Annotated in this window: 15 protein-coding genes; 10 read left to right on the top strand and 5 right to left on the bottom strand. The window is 71.2% G+C overall.

Features of this window, described 5'->3' with window-relative positions:
• Positions 1–110 precede the first annotated feature (110 nt).
• Both AAEP80_RS18185 and AAEP80_RS18190 read left to right on the top strand, forming a co-directional pair.
• Complete coding sequence (locus AAEP80_RS18185) at positions 111–1,688, top strand: phospholipase D family protein (RefSeq protein WP_420365419.1); 1,578 nt, start codon at positions 111–113, stop codon at positions 1,686–1,688.
• Between the two features lie 83 nt (positions 1,689–1,771).
• The gene (locus AAEP80_RS18190) at positions 1,772–2,620 is read left to right on the top strand and encodes a DUF3761 domain-containing protein (protein WP_420365420.1); all 849 of its coding nucleotides are present in this window, start codon (positions 1,772–1,774) and stop codon (positions 2,618–2,620) included.
• Positions 2,621–2,629: 9 nt separating this feature from the next.
• On the opposite strand, the gene AAEP80_RS18195 is transcribed toward AAEP80_RS18190, so the two are convergent.
• On the bottom strand, positions 2,630–3,019 hold the full coding sequence (locus AAEP80_RS18195; protein ID WP_420365421.1) for a hypothetical protein: 390 nt from the start codon (positions 3,017–3,019) through the stop codon (positions 2,630–2,632).
• A gap of 176 nt (positions 3,020–3,195) precedes the next feature.
• On the opposite strand from AAEP80_RS18195, the gene AAEP80_RS18200 reads away from it, so the two are divergent.
• Entirely contained in the window at positions 3,196–5,256 is a 2,061-nt protein-coding gene (locus AAEP80_RS18200) for a glycosyltransferase family 39 protein (protein ID WP_420365422.1), read from the top strand.
• Between the two features lie 16 nt (positions 5,257–5,272).
• Here AAEP80_RS18200 and AAEP80_RS18205 read toward each other — a convergent pair whose 3' ends face one another.
• Together AAEP80_RS18205 and AAEP80_RS18210 are read right to left on the bottom strand one after the other, a co-directional pair.
• Positions 5,273–6,835 (bottom strand): MFS transporter, encoded by a 1,563-nt coding sequence (locus AAEP80_RS18205; protein WP_420365423.1) that lies wholly within the window; start codon positions 6,833–6,835, stop codon positions 5,273–5,275.
• Positions 6,836–6,922: 87 nt separating this feature from the next.
• The gene (locus AAEP80_RS18210) at positions 6,923–7,519 is read right to left on the bottom strand and encodes a TetR/AcrR family transcriptional regulator (protein ID WP_420365424.1); all 597 of its coding nucleotides are present in this window, start codon (positions 7,517–7,519) and stop codon (positions 6,923–6,925) included.
• A 132-nt stretch (positions 7,520–7,651) separates the two neighbouring features.
• Between AAEP80_RS18210 and AAEP80_RS18215 the strand changes: the two genes are divergently transcribed.
• Together AAEP80_RS18215 and AAEP80_RS18220 are read left to right on the top strand one after the other, a co-directional pair.
• Complete coding sequence (locus AAEP80_RS18215; protein ID WP_420365425.1) at positions 7,652–8,629, top strand: SDR family NAD(P)-dependent oxidoreductase; 978 nt, start codon at positions 7,652–7,654, stop codon at positions 8,627–8,629.
• A gap of 28 nt (positions 8,630–8,657) precedes the next feature.
• Positions 8,658–9,071, top strand: coding sequence for a hypothetical protein (locus AAEP80_RS18220; RefSeq protein WP_420365426.1), 414 nt, complete (start codon positions 8,658–8,660; stop codon positions 9,069–9,071).
• Here AAEP80_RS18220 and AAEP80_RS18225 read toward each other — a convergent pair.
• Positions 8,976–9,716 (bottom strand): HAD family hydrolase, encoded by a 741-nt coding sequence (locus AAEP80_RS18225; protein WP_420365427.1) that lies wholly within the window; start codon positions 9,714–9,716, stop codon positions 8,976–8,978. The two genes, AAEP80_RS18220 and AAEP80_RS18225, sit on opposite strands and share 96 nt — an antisense overlap.
• 185 nt (positions 9,717–9,901) lie before the next feature.
• Here AAEP80_RS18225 and AAEP80_RS18230 point away from each other — a divergent pair, with 185 nt between their 5' ends.
• The 3 genes from AAEP80_RS18230 to AAEP80_RS18240 are packed head-to-tail and all read left to right on the top strand — an operon-like array spanning position 9,902 to position 13,127.
• Positions 9,902–11,365 (top strand): DUF6421 family protein, encoded by a 1,464-nt coding sequence (locus AAEP80_RS18230; protein ID WP_420365428.1) that lies wholly within the window; start codon positions 9,902–9,904, stop codon positions 11,363–11,365.
• An 11-nt stretch (positions 11,366–11,376) separates the two neighbouring features.
• Positions 11,377–12,063 carry an SDR family NAD(P)-dependent oxidoreductase gene (locus tag AAEP80_RS18235; RefSeq protein ID WP_420366892.1) on the top strand — a complete coding sequence of 229 codons (687 nt, stop codon included), beginning with the start codon at positions 11,377–11,379 and terminating at the stop codon, positions 12,061–12,063.
• On the top strand, positions 12,060–13,127 hold the full coding sequence (locus tag AAEP80_RS18240; protein ID WP_420365429.1) for a threonine aldolase family protein: 1,068 nt from the start codon (positions 12,060–12,062) through the stop codon (positions 13,125–13,127). Before AAEP80_RS18235 ends, AAEP80_RS18240 begins: the two co-directional genes overlap by 4 nt.
• Before the next feature lie 12 nt (positions 13,128–13,139).
• Here the strand turns inward: AAEP80_RS18240 and AAEP80_RS18245 are convergent, their stop codons facing one another.
• Positions 13,140–13,877 carry an SDR family oxidoreductase gene (locus tag AAEP80_RS18245; RefSeq protein ID WP_420365430.1) on the bottom strand — a complete coding sequence of 246 codons (738 nt, stop codon included), beginning with the start codon at positions 13,875–13,877 and terminating at the stop codon, positions 13,140–13,142.
• Positions 13,878–13,941: 64 nt separating this feature from the next.
• On the opposite strand from AAEP80_RS18245, the gene AAEP80_RS18250 reads away from it, so the two are divergent.
• Together AAEP80_RS18250 and AAEP80_RS18255 are read left to right on the top strand one after the other, a co-directional pair.
• Entirely contained in the window at positions 13,942–14,505 is a 564-nt protein-coding gene (locus AAEP80_RS18250; protein ID WP_420365431.1) for a TetR/AcrR family transcriptional regulator, read from the top strand.
• Positions 14,506–14,513: 8 nt separating this feature from the next.
• A complete protein-coding gene (locus AAEP80_RS18255; RefSeq protein ID WP_420365432.1) occupies positions 14,514–15,980 on the top strand; it encodes an SDR family NAD(P)-dependent oxidoreductase in 1,467 nt (488 codons plus the stop codon).
• Positions 15,981–16,038 lie beyond the last annotated feature (58 nt).

Below are 16,038 nucleotides of genomic sequence, written 5' to 3' on the forward strand. Positions count from 1 at the left end.
CCCGCGCGAGGAGATCGAGTGCGCAGAAATGGGGACGTGCGACGCGAGCACTCCCCCACGTCTGCGCACTCGATGTACCGACGACGTGCCGCCGCCCGTAGTGTTCGGGTGTGCCCACCGACCCACGTCACTGGTTCCTCGCTCGCGACGAACGCGGCAACCTCGCCACCGACGTGCACGCCGGCGGGGACGACGCCGCACCGTGGTCCGAGGGCAACGCGGTGCGACCGCTCGTCCACGGCGCCCCGTACTTCGAGCGCATCCACGCGGAGCTGTGCGCGCTGCAACCGGGAGACCGGGTGTGGTTCACGGACTGGCGCGGCGACGCGGACGAGCGGCTCCTGCCGGACGGCCCGACCATCGGCGACCTGCTCGCCGAACGCGCACGGGACGGCATCGAGGTCCGCGGCCTGATCTGGCGCTCCCACGGCGAACGCGTCTCGGCATCGATCAGCGCGCGCTCGAACGAGCTGCTCGGCCGGAAGATCAACGACGCAGGCGGCGAGGTCCTCCTCGACCAGCGTGTCCGCGTCTTCGGGTCGCACCACCAGAAGTTCTTCGTGATCCAGCACCGGGGCGACCCCTCGCGGGACGTGGCGTTCGTCGGCGGGATCGACCTCTGCCACAGCCGCCGCGACGACGCCGCACACCAGGGCGACCCGCAGCCCGTGTCGATCGACGGCCGGTACGGCGAGCGCCCGGCGTGGCACGACGCCTCGATGGAGCTCCGCGGGCCGGTCGTCGCCGACGTGCTCGCGGTGTTCGCGGAGCGGTGGGACGACCCGCACCCGCTCGACCGCAGCCTGCCGTACCGGATGCTGCTGCAGCGCCTCACGCACATGCCCCGTCGGCCGGAGCCGCTGCCCGAGCGCACGCCCCCGCCACCCCGTGCCGGTGACCACGCCGTACAGCTGCTGCGCACCTACGGGGTGAAGCGCCCGCCCTTCCCCTTCGCGCCGGAGGGTGAGCGCAGCATCGCCCGCGCCTACGCGAAGGCGTTCTCGAAGGCGGAGTCCCTGCTGTACATCGAGGACCAGTACCTCTGGTCCCGCGAGGTCGCGTCGGGGATCGCCGAGGCCCTCGAGCGGAACCGGGACCTCCGGGTGATCATCCTCGTGCCGCGGTACCCGAACTCCGACGGCCCGCTCGGTGGCCCGCCCAGCCGGCTCGGGCAGATCGAGGCGTTGCGCTCCCTCCGCCGGAGCGCACCGGACCGGGTCGGCGTGTTCGACCTCGAGCACGAGGACGGCCGACCGATCTACATCCACGCGAAGATCTGCGTCGTCGACGACCAGTGGTTCACGATCGGTTCGGACAACTTCAACCGCCGGTCGTGGACGTCCGACAGCGAACTCACCTGTGCCGTCGTTGACGCCTCGACTGGCGACGGCTCCCTCGCCCGGGACCTCCGGCTGCAGCTCTGGGCCGAACACCTCGCGACGACACCGGACGACCCGCGCCTCGTCGGCTCCGGTGCCGAACTCCTGGCGCTGTGGCGAGCCCGAGCCCGCGCGCTCGACCACTGGCAGGAGGACGGCCGTCCCGGCGAACGACCTCCTGGCCGGATCCGTCGGCACGAGCCCGAGCCGGTGTCGGCGCTGCAACGTCTGTGGGCGCGGCCGGCGGCGCGGCTCGCGGTCGACCCGGACGGGCGTCCGCGTCGGCTCCGCGGCTCGACCCGCTTCTGACAGCCGCTCCACTCGAAGTGGGGGCTGTGCCTCGAGCGCGAGCTTCGCCAGACTTGTGCGGTTCTCAAGTTCCAAGGAGTCGCATGCCCCGCCCCCAGTCCGAGCGCCCACAGTCCCGCAAGGGCCACCGCCTGCCCGTTTCGACCTGGGTGGGCATCATCGGAACCGCGCTCGTGGCGCTCATCGGACTCGCCTCCGGCGGCGTCTGGACGATGGTGCTCATGGCGTCGATCGTGGTCCTGCTCACCGCGGTCTACGGCGCGCTCTTCCGCCGGACGACGTGGCTCCGCCTCCCCCGGAAGCGCGCCGCCGCCGGGATCGGTGCAGCGGTCGCGTTCGCAGTCCTGATCGGCTCGACGTCGGCGTACGGTGCAACGCACCCCGAGGTGACGACGCAAACCCGACCGATCTCGTTCGCATCAGCACCCGCAGCGGCACATACGACCGCGACACCGCACCGGACTGCGACGCCGACGCCGACGCCCACGCCAACGCCGGTACTCACCACGAAGACCGTCACCGAGACACTGCCGATCCCGTTCACGACGAGCACGGTCGAGAGCGCGACCCTTGCGAGCGGAACGTCGTCGGTCACGACAGCCGGCGTGGACGGCGTCGAGACCAAGACGTGGACGGTGTCCTTCACCGACGGCGTCGAGACGGGGCGGACGCTCGCGAGCGACGTCACCACGACGCAGCCGGTCACGCAGGTCACGACCGTCGGGACCTACGTCGCGCCGCCACCACCCGCGGCGCCGACCTGCACGAACGGCACGTACGTCAACACCGCGGGCAACACGGTCTGCCGACCGGAGGTGTCGACGACCGCCCCGAGCGGCGCGACCGCGAAATGCGGCGACGGAACGTACAGCTTCAGCCAGTCCCGGCGAGGAACCTGCTCGTCACACGGGGGCGTCGCGGCCTGGCTCTGACCTCGGGAATCAGAACCAGCGGAGAGCGAACTGCTCGACGACGTTCCGGACGACGCCGACGACCCCGGTCGTCGGTTCGCCGGAGTCGCGGCCGACGGCCCGGCGCATGGCGTCCTGCGCAGCCTCGTACTCGGTGCGTTCCTCACCGGAGAGGTCGTCGGGTGCCGTGGTCCTGATCGTCGCGATGCGCTCCAGCCGACGGAAGCCGTACCGGAACCCGATGGGTCGTGGCGCTGCCTGCACGAGCTGGAGCAGCTGCTCGTGGGAGTACCGGTCACCGGTCTCTCCGACGGCAGCGATGAAGTCCGTCAGCCCGCGGAGTCCCGCGTCGGACCCGCCGAAGCGGACCTGCAGGAGCCTCGCTCGGCTGCAGAGGTCGTACACCAGTGCCTCGTCCACCACGGTCCCCTCCCGACTCGTCGATCCGAGCCTCCCACAGCCGAACGGGCGACACCAGGAGCGCAACCAGCCGTACACGTCGCGCCGACGTTCCTGGACCCGCTCCTGAGCGAACCGGAGGCCCGCGCCCCCGCGCTCCACGGCTTCCTCATCGACGGCAGCGGGACATTCCCGACATGACCACGAACGACCGTGTCGAGCGCCGCCCCGCTCGCTGGCTCCACCAGTCCCGCGGACAGCAGGCCACCCTCGCCGGGATCGTGCTGCTCGGAGCGGTGCTGACCAGTTGGAACCTCGCCCGTGGCGGCGACTCCGAGTTCTACGCCGCGGCGGCCCGCTCGATGTCCGAGTCCCTGCCGGCGTTCCTGTCCGGGTCGTTCGATCCCGGCGCGACCGTGACGCTCGACAAGCTCGCCGGCTTCGCCGCACCCCAGGCGATCAGCGTCCACCTGTTCGGCATGTCCACCGCCTCGCTCGCGCTGCCGCAGGTCATCGAGGGTGCCGTCACGACCGTCGCGGTCGCCGTGGTGGCGCTGCGGTGGCTCGGTGCCCGAGCCGGGCTCGTCGCCGCGGCCCTCGCCGCCGGAACGCCGATCTTCGTGTCGATGTTCGGGCACCCGATGGAGGACGGGCTCCTCACCATGGCCCTCGCCGTCGCGCTCGTCTGGTGGCAGCGGGCCGCGCTCACCGGTGCGTGGTGGCCGCTGCTCGTCGCCGGCGCCTTCGTCGGGGTCGGGTTCCAGGCGAAGATGCTGCAGGCCTGGCTGATCCTGCCGGCGCTCGTCGTCGGAACGGTCGTCGCAGCGAGCAGCGGTGGTGGGGGCCGGTGGCGTCGGGCCGTCGCGCACTCGGCGGCGCTCGTCGGCGCGACGCTGGTGGCGAGCCTCGGCTGGTCCGTGGTCGTCTCCCTGCTCCCCTCGTCCGACCACCCCTACATCGACGGGTCCACCGACGACAGCGTCTTCGCGATGGTCCTCGGCTACAACGGCGTCGACCGGTTCCTGCCCGGCCTGTGGCCGGGAGCGGTCGGCGCGATCGGCGCAGCCGTCGGACACGCCGGCACACACGTCGCCGACCTCTTCCACTCGGCCGGCGGAGCGGGTCGCGGCGGCCACTCCGTCCTCCAGCTCTTCTCGCCGCGCTACGCGTCGCAGGTCGGGTGGACCTGGCCCGCTGCGCTCACCGGCATCGGGATCGGCGCGGTCCGTTGGTGGCCGGGCCGGTCCGGCCGGGAGGCTCGCCCCGCCTCCGCCGTCTTCCTCACCCTGGTCGTCTGGCTGGCGACGGCGGTCGCGGTCCTGTCCGTCCTGCGGCTCCCGCACACCGCGTACGTCGCCGGCATCGGCGTCCAGCTCGCGGCCCTCGGCGCGCTCGGGTGGTGGGGCGCAGCCGCACTGGTCGACGCTCCCGACCGCCGGCTCCGACTCGTCCCGACGGGACTGCTCGTCGTGCAGGGCGGGTGGTGGATCTGGCTCGCACGGTCCTCCGCCGAACCGGCGGTGCTCTCGACCATCGCGGTCGGTGTGACCGTCGCGGCCCTGGTCGCGCTGCTCGCGCGCCGTCGATCGACGTTCCGGGTCGATCCGGGTCGAGGACGCCGGACGGCTGCAGGACTGCTGGTCGCTGCAGTGGTGCTCGGCCCCGCGTGCTTCTCCCTGCAGGCGCTCGACGCGGCACGAGACGGCAGCGGCGGCGACGCCTCGGTGGGGATCGCCACCGGCGCCTTCGCGGGTGCCGGGCACCTCCCCACCCGTGCGTTCGCGTTCGGCAGGTCACCGTCGCGCGACAGGACCGGCGACACCTCGACGGCCTTCCGGATCTCGGCGCCCGACGTCATCGGTGGCCACACCCGTCTCGACGCCTCGGAAGCCGCGCTCGTCGCGGACGCCGAACGGCACGGTGGCGGGAAGGACGGTGCCCCGCTGTTCCTGACGGACTCGTGGCGGATCGCCGCCGACGTCATCGGGGACACCGGCGACGAAGTGCTGACCGACGGCGGGTTCTCCGGCCGGGTCCCGGTGTTCACGACGGCGCAGATCGAGTCGATGATCCACTCGGGGAAGGAGCGGCTCTTCGTCGTCGCGAACGGGACGGCGTCCACCGACCCGGTGCGTCAGGCGACCGCGGCACTCGGATGTCGGGTCGTCCAACGCTGGGGGTCGACGTTCGCCTCGTCGTCCGGGTCACCGTGGCTGTCGCAGGCGGACGCGTCGTTCGCGTTGGAACAGTGCTCCTGAGCCGCGGCCGTCCGGCTCAGACCGTCGCCTCCGTGCCCCGCACCCTCCCGATCACGACGTCGACGATGCCGGCGAGGAGCGCCGCGCCGACGAACCCGAGCGCCACGCCGAGTCCGAGCGGCAGCCCGTTCGCGTAGTCACCGCGCGAGCTCGCGAGCGCCGAGTAGAACACGCTGCCGACCGCCGCGATGCCGATCGCCGACCCCACCCGGGCGCCGACCTGGATGAGCCCGCCGGCGGAGCCGCCCTGCTCGACCGGGACCTCGGACAGCGTCAGGGTCTGGTTCGGGGAGATCGTGAGCCCGGAGCCGATGCCCGCGATCAGCAGCGGCAGGACCAGCCACCAGCCGAGGTCCGACCGGTAGTGGTTCGCGACGACCCAGATCACCGCACCGAGGCCGATGAGCACGAGGATCGTCCCGATCACGATGAGCTGACGGCCGAACCGGTGCACGATCCGTCCGCCGATCGTCGACGCGATGCCGGAGCCGATCGCGAACGGCACCGATGACAGCCCCGCCAGCAGCGCCGAGTATTGCAGTCCCGACTGCAGTGCGAGCGTGAGGACGAAGAACAGCGGGGTGAACCCGGCGAAGTAGAGCGTCGCGAGCCCCACACCGAGCGAGAACGACCGGCGCCGGAAGAGCGCGAGGTCGACCACCGGTTCCTTCGTCCGGCCGTAGTGCCGCTCCCAGAGGACGAACAGCACGGCGAGCACGACGGCGACCACCACGAGCCACCACTTCGCGTTGCCCTTCCACTCCTGCGACTGCACGAACGGCAGCAGCAGGGCGACCACCGCGGCACCGAGCAGTGCGATGCCGACCGGGTCGAAGTCGTGCTTCTTCCCACGCTCGTGCGCACTGGCCGCGGGGAGGTACCGCATCGCCAGCAGGATCGTGACGAGCCCGAACGGCAGGTTCACGAAGAAGACGAACCGCCAGCCGTTCTCGGTGCCGAACGCGGTGATGAGCAGGCCACCGACGAGCGGGCCGATCGCGGTGGCGATGCCCACGGTCGCACCGAACAGCCCGAACGCGGTGCCGCGCTCCTTGCCGCGGAACAGCTGCTGGATGAGGGCGGTGACCTGTGGCGTGAGGAGGCCGCCCGCGAGACCCTGCACCAGGCGTGCGATCACCAGGACGATGCCGTTCGGGGCGAAGCCGCAGAGGGCGCTCGCGAGCGTGAACAGCCCGACGCCGATGACGAACATGCGACGGCGTCCGGTCGCGTCCCCGAGACGCCCACCGGGGACGAGCAACAGGCCGAACGACAGCGCGTACCCGGACAGGATCCACTGGACGGCCTCTGGGGTCGCTCCCGGGAGACCGGTCGAGATGGACTGCAGCGCGACGTTGACGATCGACACGTCGAGCAGGACGATGCCGCCGCCGAGGAGGCAGATGACGAGCGCCTTCCAGCGGTTCGGGTCCGGCTGGTCGCCGGAGTCCGCCGGCGTGGCGCGCGGATCGGGCGACCCGCTCGACGGCGCATCGGAGGTCGCTACGTGGTGCGCGCCGTGGTGTTCGACGCTGGGAGCCGCATCGGGCTCGACGGGTTTGCGGTGTTCGGCTGCCATGACGACCCCACGGTAGGCCCGTCCGCCCCACCCGTCGTCAGCCGAACGGGATGACGCGTACCCCGATCGCCACGCGATGCAGTTGCGCTACGGGGCCTCGGGCTGCGGCTGCCGCAACCCCGTCACCAGGAGCGTCACGCTCGTCCGGACGTCGTAGTCCGGGTCCCGCGGGCTCCACGCGACGAGATCGCCCACGGCACGGAGCAGCTGGTACGGCGCGATCGACGCGACCACCTCCCCCGAGTCCCGAGCGGCGTCGAGCAGCCGGCCGAGCACCGGTACGAGCTCGTCGATGAACAGCGAGTGCAGCGCGGTGAACCCGTCGGTGTCGCCCTCCCACACCCGCGCCAGCCCGTGCTTCGTCCCGAGGAAGTCGACGAACTGGTGCACCCAGCGGAGGACCGCCACGAACGGCGTCGGCTCTGACGCGAGCAGCGCCGGCCCGGCTTCGGCGCAGGCGACGATCTGGTGCCGGTAGACCGCGACGACCAGGTCGGAACGGGTCGGGAAGTGCCGGTAGAGCGTCCCCACGCCGACGCCGGCCGCCGCAGCGACCTCGCGCACGGGAGCGCCGACGCCTGATGCAGCGAACACCCCGCCAGCGGCGTCCAGGATCGCCCGCTCGTTCCGCTCGACATCGCGCCGACGCCGAGGCGCGTCATCCCCGGTCGGCGTCGTGCTCACCACTCGATCATCGCATGCCCGCGCCGGAGAACGGAACATCGCTCCGTTTCCGCTTGCAATCCGGATCAACGTTCCGTATTGTTCCGGAACGTCGCTCCGTTTCGGCGACCACAGCCTCCGGGAAGGACCGTCATGATCACCGATCAGCACCCCATCGGCACCGGCTTCACGGCCGCGACCACCGCGGACGAGGTCCTCGCGGGCATCGACCTCGCCGGCCGCAACGTCGTCGTCACGGGCGGCCACGGCCGACTCGGTCACGAGACCAGCCGCGCACTCGCCGCGGCGGGAGCGTCCGTGACCGTCGCCGCACGGGACACCGATCGCGCTTCCGCAGCGGTCGCCGACATCCCCGGCGTCAGAGTGGAACAGCTCGACCTCACCGACCCGGCGTCGATCGACGCCTTCGCCACACGGTGGTCGGCCTCCGGCCGCCCGCTCCACGCGCTGGTGAACAACGCCTCGACACTCTTCACCCCGGACCGCCAGCTCGACGCGCGCGGGAACGAGCGCTCGTTCTCGACGGCGCACCTGGGGCACTTCCAGCTCACGCGGGCACTCCTCCCCGCCCTCCTGGAGGCTCGTGGTGCGCGGGTCCTCACCGTCACGTCCGGCGCGGCTCGGAACGGGCAGATCCGCTGGGACGACCTGGCGTTCGCCAGCGGGTACGACGCAGGCGCCGCCTACGGGCAGGCGAAGCGGGCGAACGTGCTCTTCACGGTCGAACTCGACCGGCGGTACGCCGGCCAGGGCATCAGGGCCCTCGCCGCGCACCCCGGCGTGATCATCGGACCGGGCCCGCACGACCCGAGCCGCATCGCGTCCTACCGCCAGCAGGGGCTCGTCGACGAGCACGGCGCGACGATCGTCGACCCGTCGAACGGCAAGAAGACGATCGAGCAGGGCGCGGCGACGCTCGTGCTCGGCGCCGCGAGCCCGTTGCTCGACGGCATCGGCGGGGTCTACCTGAAGGACGGCGACGTCGCCGTGATCGACGACGAGGTCCGACCACTCACCGCCGACAGCATCCCAGCGGACGCCAACTCGGCGATGCTCGACCCCGACGACGCCCGGCGGCTGTGGACGCTCACGGAGCAGCTCCTCGCCTGACTGGCTCGTGAGGCCCTATCGTGGGCGGATGGGGGAACGACTGAGCGCGTTTGACGACCCCGGCGATGACCTGGCGCTCCGTCCCGCACGAGCACAGCGGAAGCCGGGCGCGGTCGACCTCACCGTGACGATCGCTGCCCTCGCGGTGAGCTACCTCGCCGCGCCGGCAGCGTGGTTCGCCGTGGTCATCAGCCAGATGGCCTTCGACGCCTGCGCGATGCCGTCCCCGGGGTGTGACTACCGCGCGGGCAGCGCCGTGCTCGTCTGGCACCCGACCGTGACCGTGCTCGTCCTCGTCCTCGGGACCTGCTGGGCCGTCGCCCGCCGGGTCCGCGGACGAGCGACGTCACTCGTCGGGCTGGGCACACTCGCCGGCGTGGTCGTCACGTTCCTCGCGGCCGAGGTCGTGACGCACACCGCGAGTGCGGGCCACCTCTTCTAGGACGACGTCGCGCAGACCCGCAGCAGGGTCGACCAGCACCGCCCACATCCCGGCAGCACGCGCGCCGGCGATGTCGTGCGCGGGGTCGTCCCCGACGAAGAGGCAGTCGGCAGGGGCCACCCCCAACTCGCCGGCCAGCGTCAGGAACGCCCGCTCGTCCGGCTTCTGGAACCCGATGCGCTCCGAGGTGCAGACGACGTCGAACGCGCCGTCCAAGCCGGTGCGTGCCAGCTTGTCGCGCTGCTGCTCCTCCGTCCCGTTGGTCAGGACGCCGAGCCGGAACCCGCGGGACCGCAGTCGGTGCAGCAGCGGCAGTGCATCAGGGAACGCCCGCCAGGAGGCCCGGTACGCGCGCACGTAGTCCTCGAACAGCGCGTCCAGCCCGACGTCATCGTCCGGAACGTCGATGCCGAGCGGTGGCAGCACGCTCCGGAGACGCTCCCGACGCTGCTCCTGGAAGCTGATCTCCCCCGAACGCCACCGCTCGAACTGCTCGTCCTCGGCAGCGCACCACGCGTCGAGTACCGCCTCGGTGACGTCCAGCCCGAGCCCTCCGAGGAATGCAGACGCGCCGGCACGTGCCGAACCGCGGTGGTCGAAGAGCGTCCCGTCCAGGTCGAACCCGACCGCTCGCAGCGTCCCCACCCCCACAGAGTAGGACCCCGATGGCAGAACGTTGCGCGGGAGCCGCGATACCGCGCGCGACGCCGCGGAATGCGCACGAATCCGCCGGAGATGGGCAACTTTCCGTCCGCCGCTTTTCCCTAGGCTCAGAAAAAGCACGTTCCACGCCGCACCGCAGCGGCCGACCCGATGACGGGAGGTTCGACATGTCGCAATTCGTCCAGAGGTTCACGCAGGACGCCATCGTCGGTGAGCCCGAGGTCGTCGAGGACCGCCTGGACGTGCGCGAGGTCGCAGCACTTCCCGCGTGGCACCGCCTCAAGGACGCCGTCGTGTCGTTCCGATCCCTGCAGACGCAGGACGGCTCGATACCCGACCCGTCGGATCACCGGACCGCGTCCGGGTACCTGGCCACGATCCTCCCGGCCGTCGCCGAACTGGCACCGCACTTTCCGCACGATGCGGCGTACCTCGCTGCATTGCAGCGCGACTTCTCGCGGTGGGAACAGGAGGGATTCGGCGTCCCGGACTTCCTGGACTCCCTGAACGCGTTCCAGCCGCAACAGCACCGGGTGGACGGACTCGGCCACCTCGTCGTGTTCCCGATGGTGACGCAGAACGGCAGTTCCTCGCGGCTCGTCGAAGCCGTCCTGGTCGAGGTCATCTGGCCCGAGTTCATCGCGGAGCTGGAAGCCGGCGACTACGACAACGCACTCTTCGTCGCACTCCGCTTCGTCGACTTCACCCCCGGCTACGACACGAACTCCGCGGTGCTGTTCCCGGAGACCGTGGCGATGCGGGAGATCCCGGCGTTCACGTGGGGCGCGATCTTCCAGGACCGCGAAGCCGCGCGCTACCGGCGGGTCGTCCGCGCCGCAGCGGACATCACCAAACTCGAGCTGCCCGCCGAAGCAGCCGCGATGCTCGACGACCAAGAACTCACGGAGCGCGTCTTCGTGATGTGGGACATCATCCACGACCGTTCCCACATGCGCGGCGATCTGCCGTTCGACCCGTTCATGATCAAGCAGCGGATGCCGTTCTTCCTCTACTCGCTCGAAGAACTCCGGTGCGATCTGACCGCATTCCGTGAATCGGTGCGGCTGGATCGGGAACTCTCCGCGCGCCCAGAACTCAGCAGCGCAGAACTCGCAATCCGCGACCATGCGCGGCTCGTGCAGTACGCCGTGGTCTTCGACCGCATCTTCCGGTTCGCGATCACCGGCAGCCGCGTCCGGAACTACGACGGACTCGGCGGCCAGCTGCTCTTCGCGTGGATGCACCAGCACGACGTCCTGCACTGGACGGACACGCAGCTCACGATCGACTGGGACGAGGTGCCGGACGTCATCATCGCGCTCAGCGACCAGATCAACGAGCTGTACTGGCGCTCCATCGATCGGCCGAAGTCGGCGCACTGGCTCGCCGCCTACGAGATGCTGACCCGGACGCTCACGCCGCACCCGGCCTCCCGCTGGGCGCAGGGGCTGCCCGCCGAGACGCTCGCCGGACCGCCGAAGGGCTACACCGACGCGGTGCTCGACGACGAGTTCCCGCTGTCCATGTTCTACGAGGCGCTCAACAAGAAGATGGCCGCGGTCATCGCGTCGACGGCCGGCATCACCGGCGCTTCGTCCGTCGCACCCGCCGACGTCGCGGACGCCGCGTGAGCGCTGGGCCCATGGCCGGCCGCGTGGTGCTGATCGCAGGAGCGACCAGCGCCAGCGGCGCGGCCGTCGCGCGCGCACTCACCTCCGCCGGTGCGGGCGTCGTCGCCGTCGGCACCCGATCCGACGCACTGGAGGCACTGCGCACGTCCGTCCCGGGCGTCACCACCCACACGTGCGACCTCTCGGACCACGGTGCGGTCATCTCGTTGGCCGCCGCGATCCACGACTCCGTCGGTCCGGTCGACGGCCTGGTCCACCTCGTCGGCGGCTGGCGCGGTAGCGGTGGCCTCGCGGGCCAGTCCGACGAGGACTGGGACTTCTTCGACCGGGGCTTCCGGACCCTGCGGAACACGACCAGGGTGTTCGACGACGACCTCGTCGCGTCGCCGGCCGGTCGGCTCGCGATCGTGTCGTCCACCGCGGTCGACTCCCCCACCGCCGGCGGCGCGAACTACGCCGCCGCCAAGGCCGCGGCCGACGCCTGGGTGCGTGCCGTGGCCCAGGGCTTCCGGAAGCGCGCGCCGCAGGCCGCAGCCGCGATCTTCGTCGTCCGTGCGCTCGACGGACTCGAGGAACGGCTCGGCGACGAGGTCGTCCGGCTCTGGTCTGCCGCGCCCGCCGACGTGAACGGCGCTCGACTCCCCATCTCCCCGTCGGCCCAGCCTCCTGCCGCCCCGCTCCCTAGGATGAACCAGTGACCCTCCAACTCCACGACCTGGACCTGCGGGGCTTCGCCTCCGACAACTACGCCGGCGTCCACCCCGAGATCCTCGACGCGATCGCCGCGGCCAACCAGGGCCACCAGATCGCCTACGGCGAGGACGTCTACACGGCGCGGCTCAACGACGTGATCCGGCAGCACTTCGGGGCGCAGGCAGAGGCGTTCCCGGTGTTCAACGGCACCGGTGCGAACGTCGTCGGACTGCAGTCGATGCTGCCGCGGTGGGGCGCCGTCGTGTGCACGTCGACCGCCCACATCCACACCGACGAGGCAGGCGCGCCGGAACGGGTCGGCGGCATGAAGCTCCTCACCGTCGACGCCCCGGACGGCAAGCTCACGCCCGAGCTGATCGACCGCGAGGCATGGGGCTGGGGCGACGAACACCGTGCCCAGCCGCTCGTCGTGTCGATCACCCAGACCACCGAACTCGGCACCGCGTACACCGTCGAGGAGATCCGGGCGATCGCAGACCACGTCCACCCGCTCGGCATGACGCTGCACATGGACGGCGCCCGCATCTCCAACGCCGCCGCGACCCTCGGGCTCCCCCTCCGCGACTTCACCACCGACGCCGGCGTCGACGTGCTGAGCTTCGGCGGCACCAAGAACGGGATGCTCTACGGCGAGGCGATCGTCGTGCTGAACCCCGCCGCGTCCGAGGGGCTGCAGTACCTCCGCAAGATGAACATGCAGCTCTCGTCGAAGATGCGGTTCGTGTCGGCGCAGCTCATCGCGCTCCTCACCGACGACCTCTACCTCCGCTCGGCCTCGCACGCGAACGCCATGGCGCAGCGGCTCCGTGGCGCACTCGAGGCCGGGATCGCCGACGGCAGCATCCAGGGCGTCGGGTTCAGCCAGGAGACGCAGTCGAACGGGGTGTTCGCGACGCTGCCGGCAGGCGTGGCCGATCGGCTCCGCGAGCACTTCCGGTTCTACGACTGGGACGCCAGCCGGAACGAGGTGCGGTGGATGTGCTCGTTCGACACCTCGGAGCAGGACATCGACGCCTTCGTGGCGGCCCTCACGCGGGAGCTCGGCTGACAGCGTCGCCGATCAGTCCTGCGCCGTGGGTCGGATGATCACCTCGCCGACGTCGACACCCGCCGGCTGGGCGATCGCGTAGGCGACGGCAGCCGCCACCGCATCGGCGGGCATGGCGATCGCGGCCATCCGGGCCTCGAGCGCGGCGCGCTGCTCGGGGTCGTCCGTCTTCGTGACGCCCTCGGTGGCGGTGAAGCCGGGCGAGACGACCGTGACCCGGAGGCCGGGGCCGGCCTCTTGTCGCAGCGCTTCACTGAGGACCCGCACCGCGGTCTTGGTCGCCGCGTACACACCCTGCGCCGGCACGATGCGGTGCGCCGATGTCGAGGCCGTGTGCACGAAGTGCCCGAACCCCTGCTCGCGGAACACCGGCAGCGCTGCGGCGATCCCGTTGAGGACCCCGACCAGGTTGACGTCGACCATCTGCTGCCAGCCGTCGACGTCGAGGGCGTCGAACGGGGAGACCGCCATGCTGCCGGCGTTCTGGTGGAGCACGTCGAGGCGACCGAATCGGGACCGAGCCGACGCGACCAACGCGTGCAGCGCCTCCCGGCTGCGGACGTCGGTCTCGACCGCGACGGCTTCGCCGCCGGCAGCGGTGATCCGTTCGACGACGGACGCGAGCCGGTCGACCCGGCGGGCGCCGAGCACGACCTTCGCGCCAGATGCGGCGAGGCGGAGCGCTGTCGCCTCGCCGATGCCGCTCGACGCTCCGGTGACGGCGACGACCTTGCCCTGGATCCCCTCCATGGTCTTCCTTTCGCTAGAGTAAAGCGGACGCTCGTCCGCTTCATCGAGGGAGGCTACCGGACACATGTCCGCTTCGCAATCGGTCCGCCGCGCCGATGCGGAACGCAACCGCGCGCGACTCGTCGACGTCGCGCGGGAGGCGCTGCGCGTCGAACCAGCGACGACCATGCAGTCCGTGGCGCGACTCGCCGGCGTCGGTCAGGGAACCATCTACCGCCATTTCCCCAGCCGGGAGGCCCTGCTCGCCGAGGTCTACCGCGAGGACTTCCAGGGACTGGTCGCGTCCGCACGCGCCTCGGCAGGATCGCCCGACCAGCGGACGGCACTCCGGTCCTGGCTCGACGAGCTCGCCGCCTTCGGGTACCAGAAGCACGCACTGGCCGACGTCCTGGACGCGGCCACCCGTCAGCAGCTGCACGACGAGCAGTACGACGAGATCGTCGACGCGATCGCCACGCTGCTCGACGCCGGAGTGCGCGCCGACGTCCTCCGTCCGGACGTGTCACCACCCGACCTGCTCGCGCTCGTCGCGTTCCTCTGGCAGCTCGGGCCGTCGGCCGCCGACCGGGCACCGCACCTGCTCGACCTCGTCGTGGACGGACTGCGCGCCGGCCGCACCGCAACGTAGAATCCCGTGTGATCTCCGAGCATCCCGAGCCCAGCGGCATCCTCCCCGAGGACCTCCACGCCACCCTCCGGGTCCTCGAGCAGCTACCGTCGATCGACGAGCGGCACCCCGACTTCGTGCGGGTTCGTCAGGCCACGGCAAAGATGTTCAAGGCCGTGAAGCGGGCCCACCGGCTCGAGAAGCGCGCGGTCATCGCGGAGGCCGACCGCTTGGTGATCGCCGCGACCGCGACCGGCGCCGCCGACCGCATCGACGACGAGACCCGCGGCATCCCGATCGGCGCCTCGACCAGTGCCTCGACCGCCGGCACCCTCCTGAAGTCCCGCCCGTGCTACATGTGCAAGCAGCACTACACGGTGGTCGACGCGTTCTACCACCAGCTCTGCCCCTCGTGCGCCGCGATGAGCCACGCCAAACGCGACGCCCGGACCGACCTGACGGGCAAGCGGGCACTGCTCACGGGCGGACGCGCGAAGATCGGCATGTACATCGCACTCCGACTCCTCCGCGACGGGGCCCACACCACCATCACGACGCGATTCCCCCGCGATGCGGTGCGCCGGTTCTCGAGCCTCCCCGACTCCGCCGAGTGGATCTCGCGCCTCAAGGTCGTCGGCATCGACCTGCGCGACCCCGCCCAGGTGATCGGCCTCGCCGAGGACGTCGCCGCCGCTGGGCCCCTCGACATCCTGATCAACAACGCCACGCAGACCGTGCGCCGGTCGACCGGTGCGTACCAGCCCCTCGTCGACGCCGAACTCGCGCCACTCCCCGACGGGCCGCTGCCCGAGCTCGTGACGTTCGGGCACACGAACGACCAGCACCCGCAGGCACTCGCCCGCTCCGTCACGGCGCACCCGATCCTCGCGGCCGCTGCTGCCCGCGCCGATGAACTCACCGAGCAGGCCATGGCCCCTGGCTCGAGCTCGCTCGAACGGCTCGCGATGGGGACCGCGATCGACGCCGGTGGTCTCGTCCCGGACCTGCACGACGTGAACTCGTGGACGCAGCACGTCGACGAGGTCGACCCGCTGGAGATGCTCGAGGTGCAGCTGGCCAACACCACCGCGCCGTTCATCCTGATCTCGAAGCTCCGCCCGTCCATGGCGGCGAGCGAGTCGAAGCGCACCTACGTGGTGAACGTCAGCGCCATGGAAGGCGTGTTCGGCCGCGCCTACAAGGGGCCAGGGCACCCGCACACGAACATGGCGAAGGCCGCGGTCAACATGCTGACGCGCACGAGTGCCCAGGAGATGTTCGAGACCGACGGCATCCTGATGACGAGCGTCGACACCGGGTGGATCACCGACGAGCGGCCGCACCCCACGAAGGTCCGTCTGGCGGAAGAGGGCTTCCATGCTCCGCTCGACCTGGTCGACGGGGCTGCCCGTGTCTACGACCCGATCGTCCGCGGCGAGGCGGGCGACGACGTGTTCGGCGTCTTCTTGAAGGACTACGCACCCAGCTCTTGGTGAGGCGCTGGCACACGGCGCGCACGGCCGCCTGCCCTCGGTCGTGACGTCGACGCCGCTC

The organism is Curtobacterium sp. L3-7, from assembly GCF_048756585.1.
In the GTDB taxonomy this organism is placed as follows: domain Bacteria; phylum Actinomycetota; class Actinomycetes; order Actinomycetales; family Microbacteriaceae; genus Curtobacterium.

Excerpts from the sequence above, each read along its gene's own strand:
- AAEP80_RS18190 (WP_420365420.1), top strand. The coding sequence starts at position 1,772 with ATGCCCCGCCCCCAGTCCGAGCGCCCACAGTCCCGCAAGGGCCACCGC.
- AAEP80_RS18200 (WP_420365422.1), top strand. The coding sequence starts at position 3,196 with ATGACCACGAACGACCGTGTCGAGCGCCGCCCCGCTCGCTGGCTCCAC.
- AAEP80_RS18205 (WP_420365423.1), bottom strand. The coding sequence starts at position 6,835 with ATGGCAGCCGAACACCGCAAACCCGTCGAGCCCGATGCGGCTCCCAGC.
- AAEP80_RS18215 (WP_420365425.1), top strand. The coding sequence starts at position 7,652 with ATGATCACCGATCAGCACCCCATCGGCACCGGCTTCACGGCCGCGACC.
- AAEP80_RS18220 (WP_420365426.1), top strand. The coding sequence starts at position 8,658 with ATGGGGGAACGACTGAGCGCGTTTGACGACCCCGGCGATGACCTGGCG.
- AAEP80_RS18230 (WP_420365428.1), top strand. The coding sequence starts at position 9,902 with ATGTCGCAATTCGTCCAGAGGTTCACGCAGGACGCCATCGTCGGTGAG.
- AAEP80_RS18235 (WP_420366892.1), top strand. The coding sequence starts at position 11,377 with ATGGCCGGCCGCGTGGTGCTGATCGCAGGAGCGACCAGCGCCAGCGGC.
- AAEP80_RS18245 (WP_420365430.1), bottom strand. The coding sequence starts at position 13,877 with ATGGAGGGGATCCAGGGCAAGGTCGTCGCCGTCACCGGAGCGTCGAGC.
- AAEP80_RS18250 (WP_420365431.1), top strand. The coding sequence starts at position 13,942 with ATGTCCGCTTCGCAATCGGTCCGCCGCGCCGATGCGGAACGCAACCGC.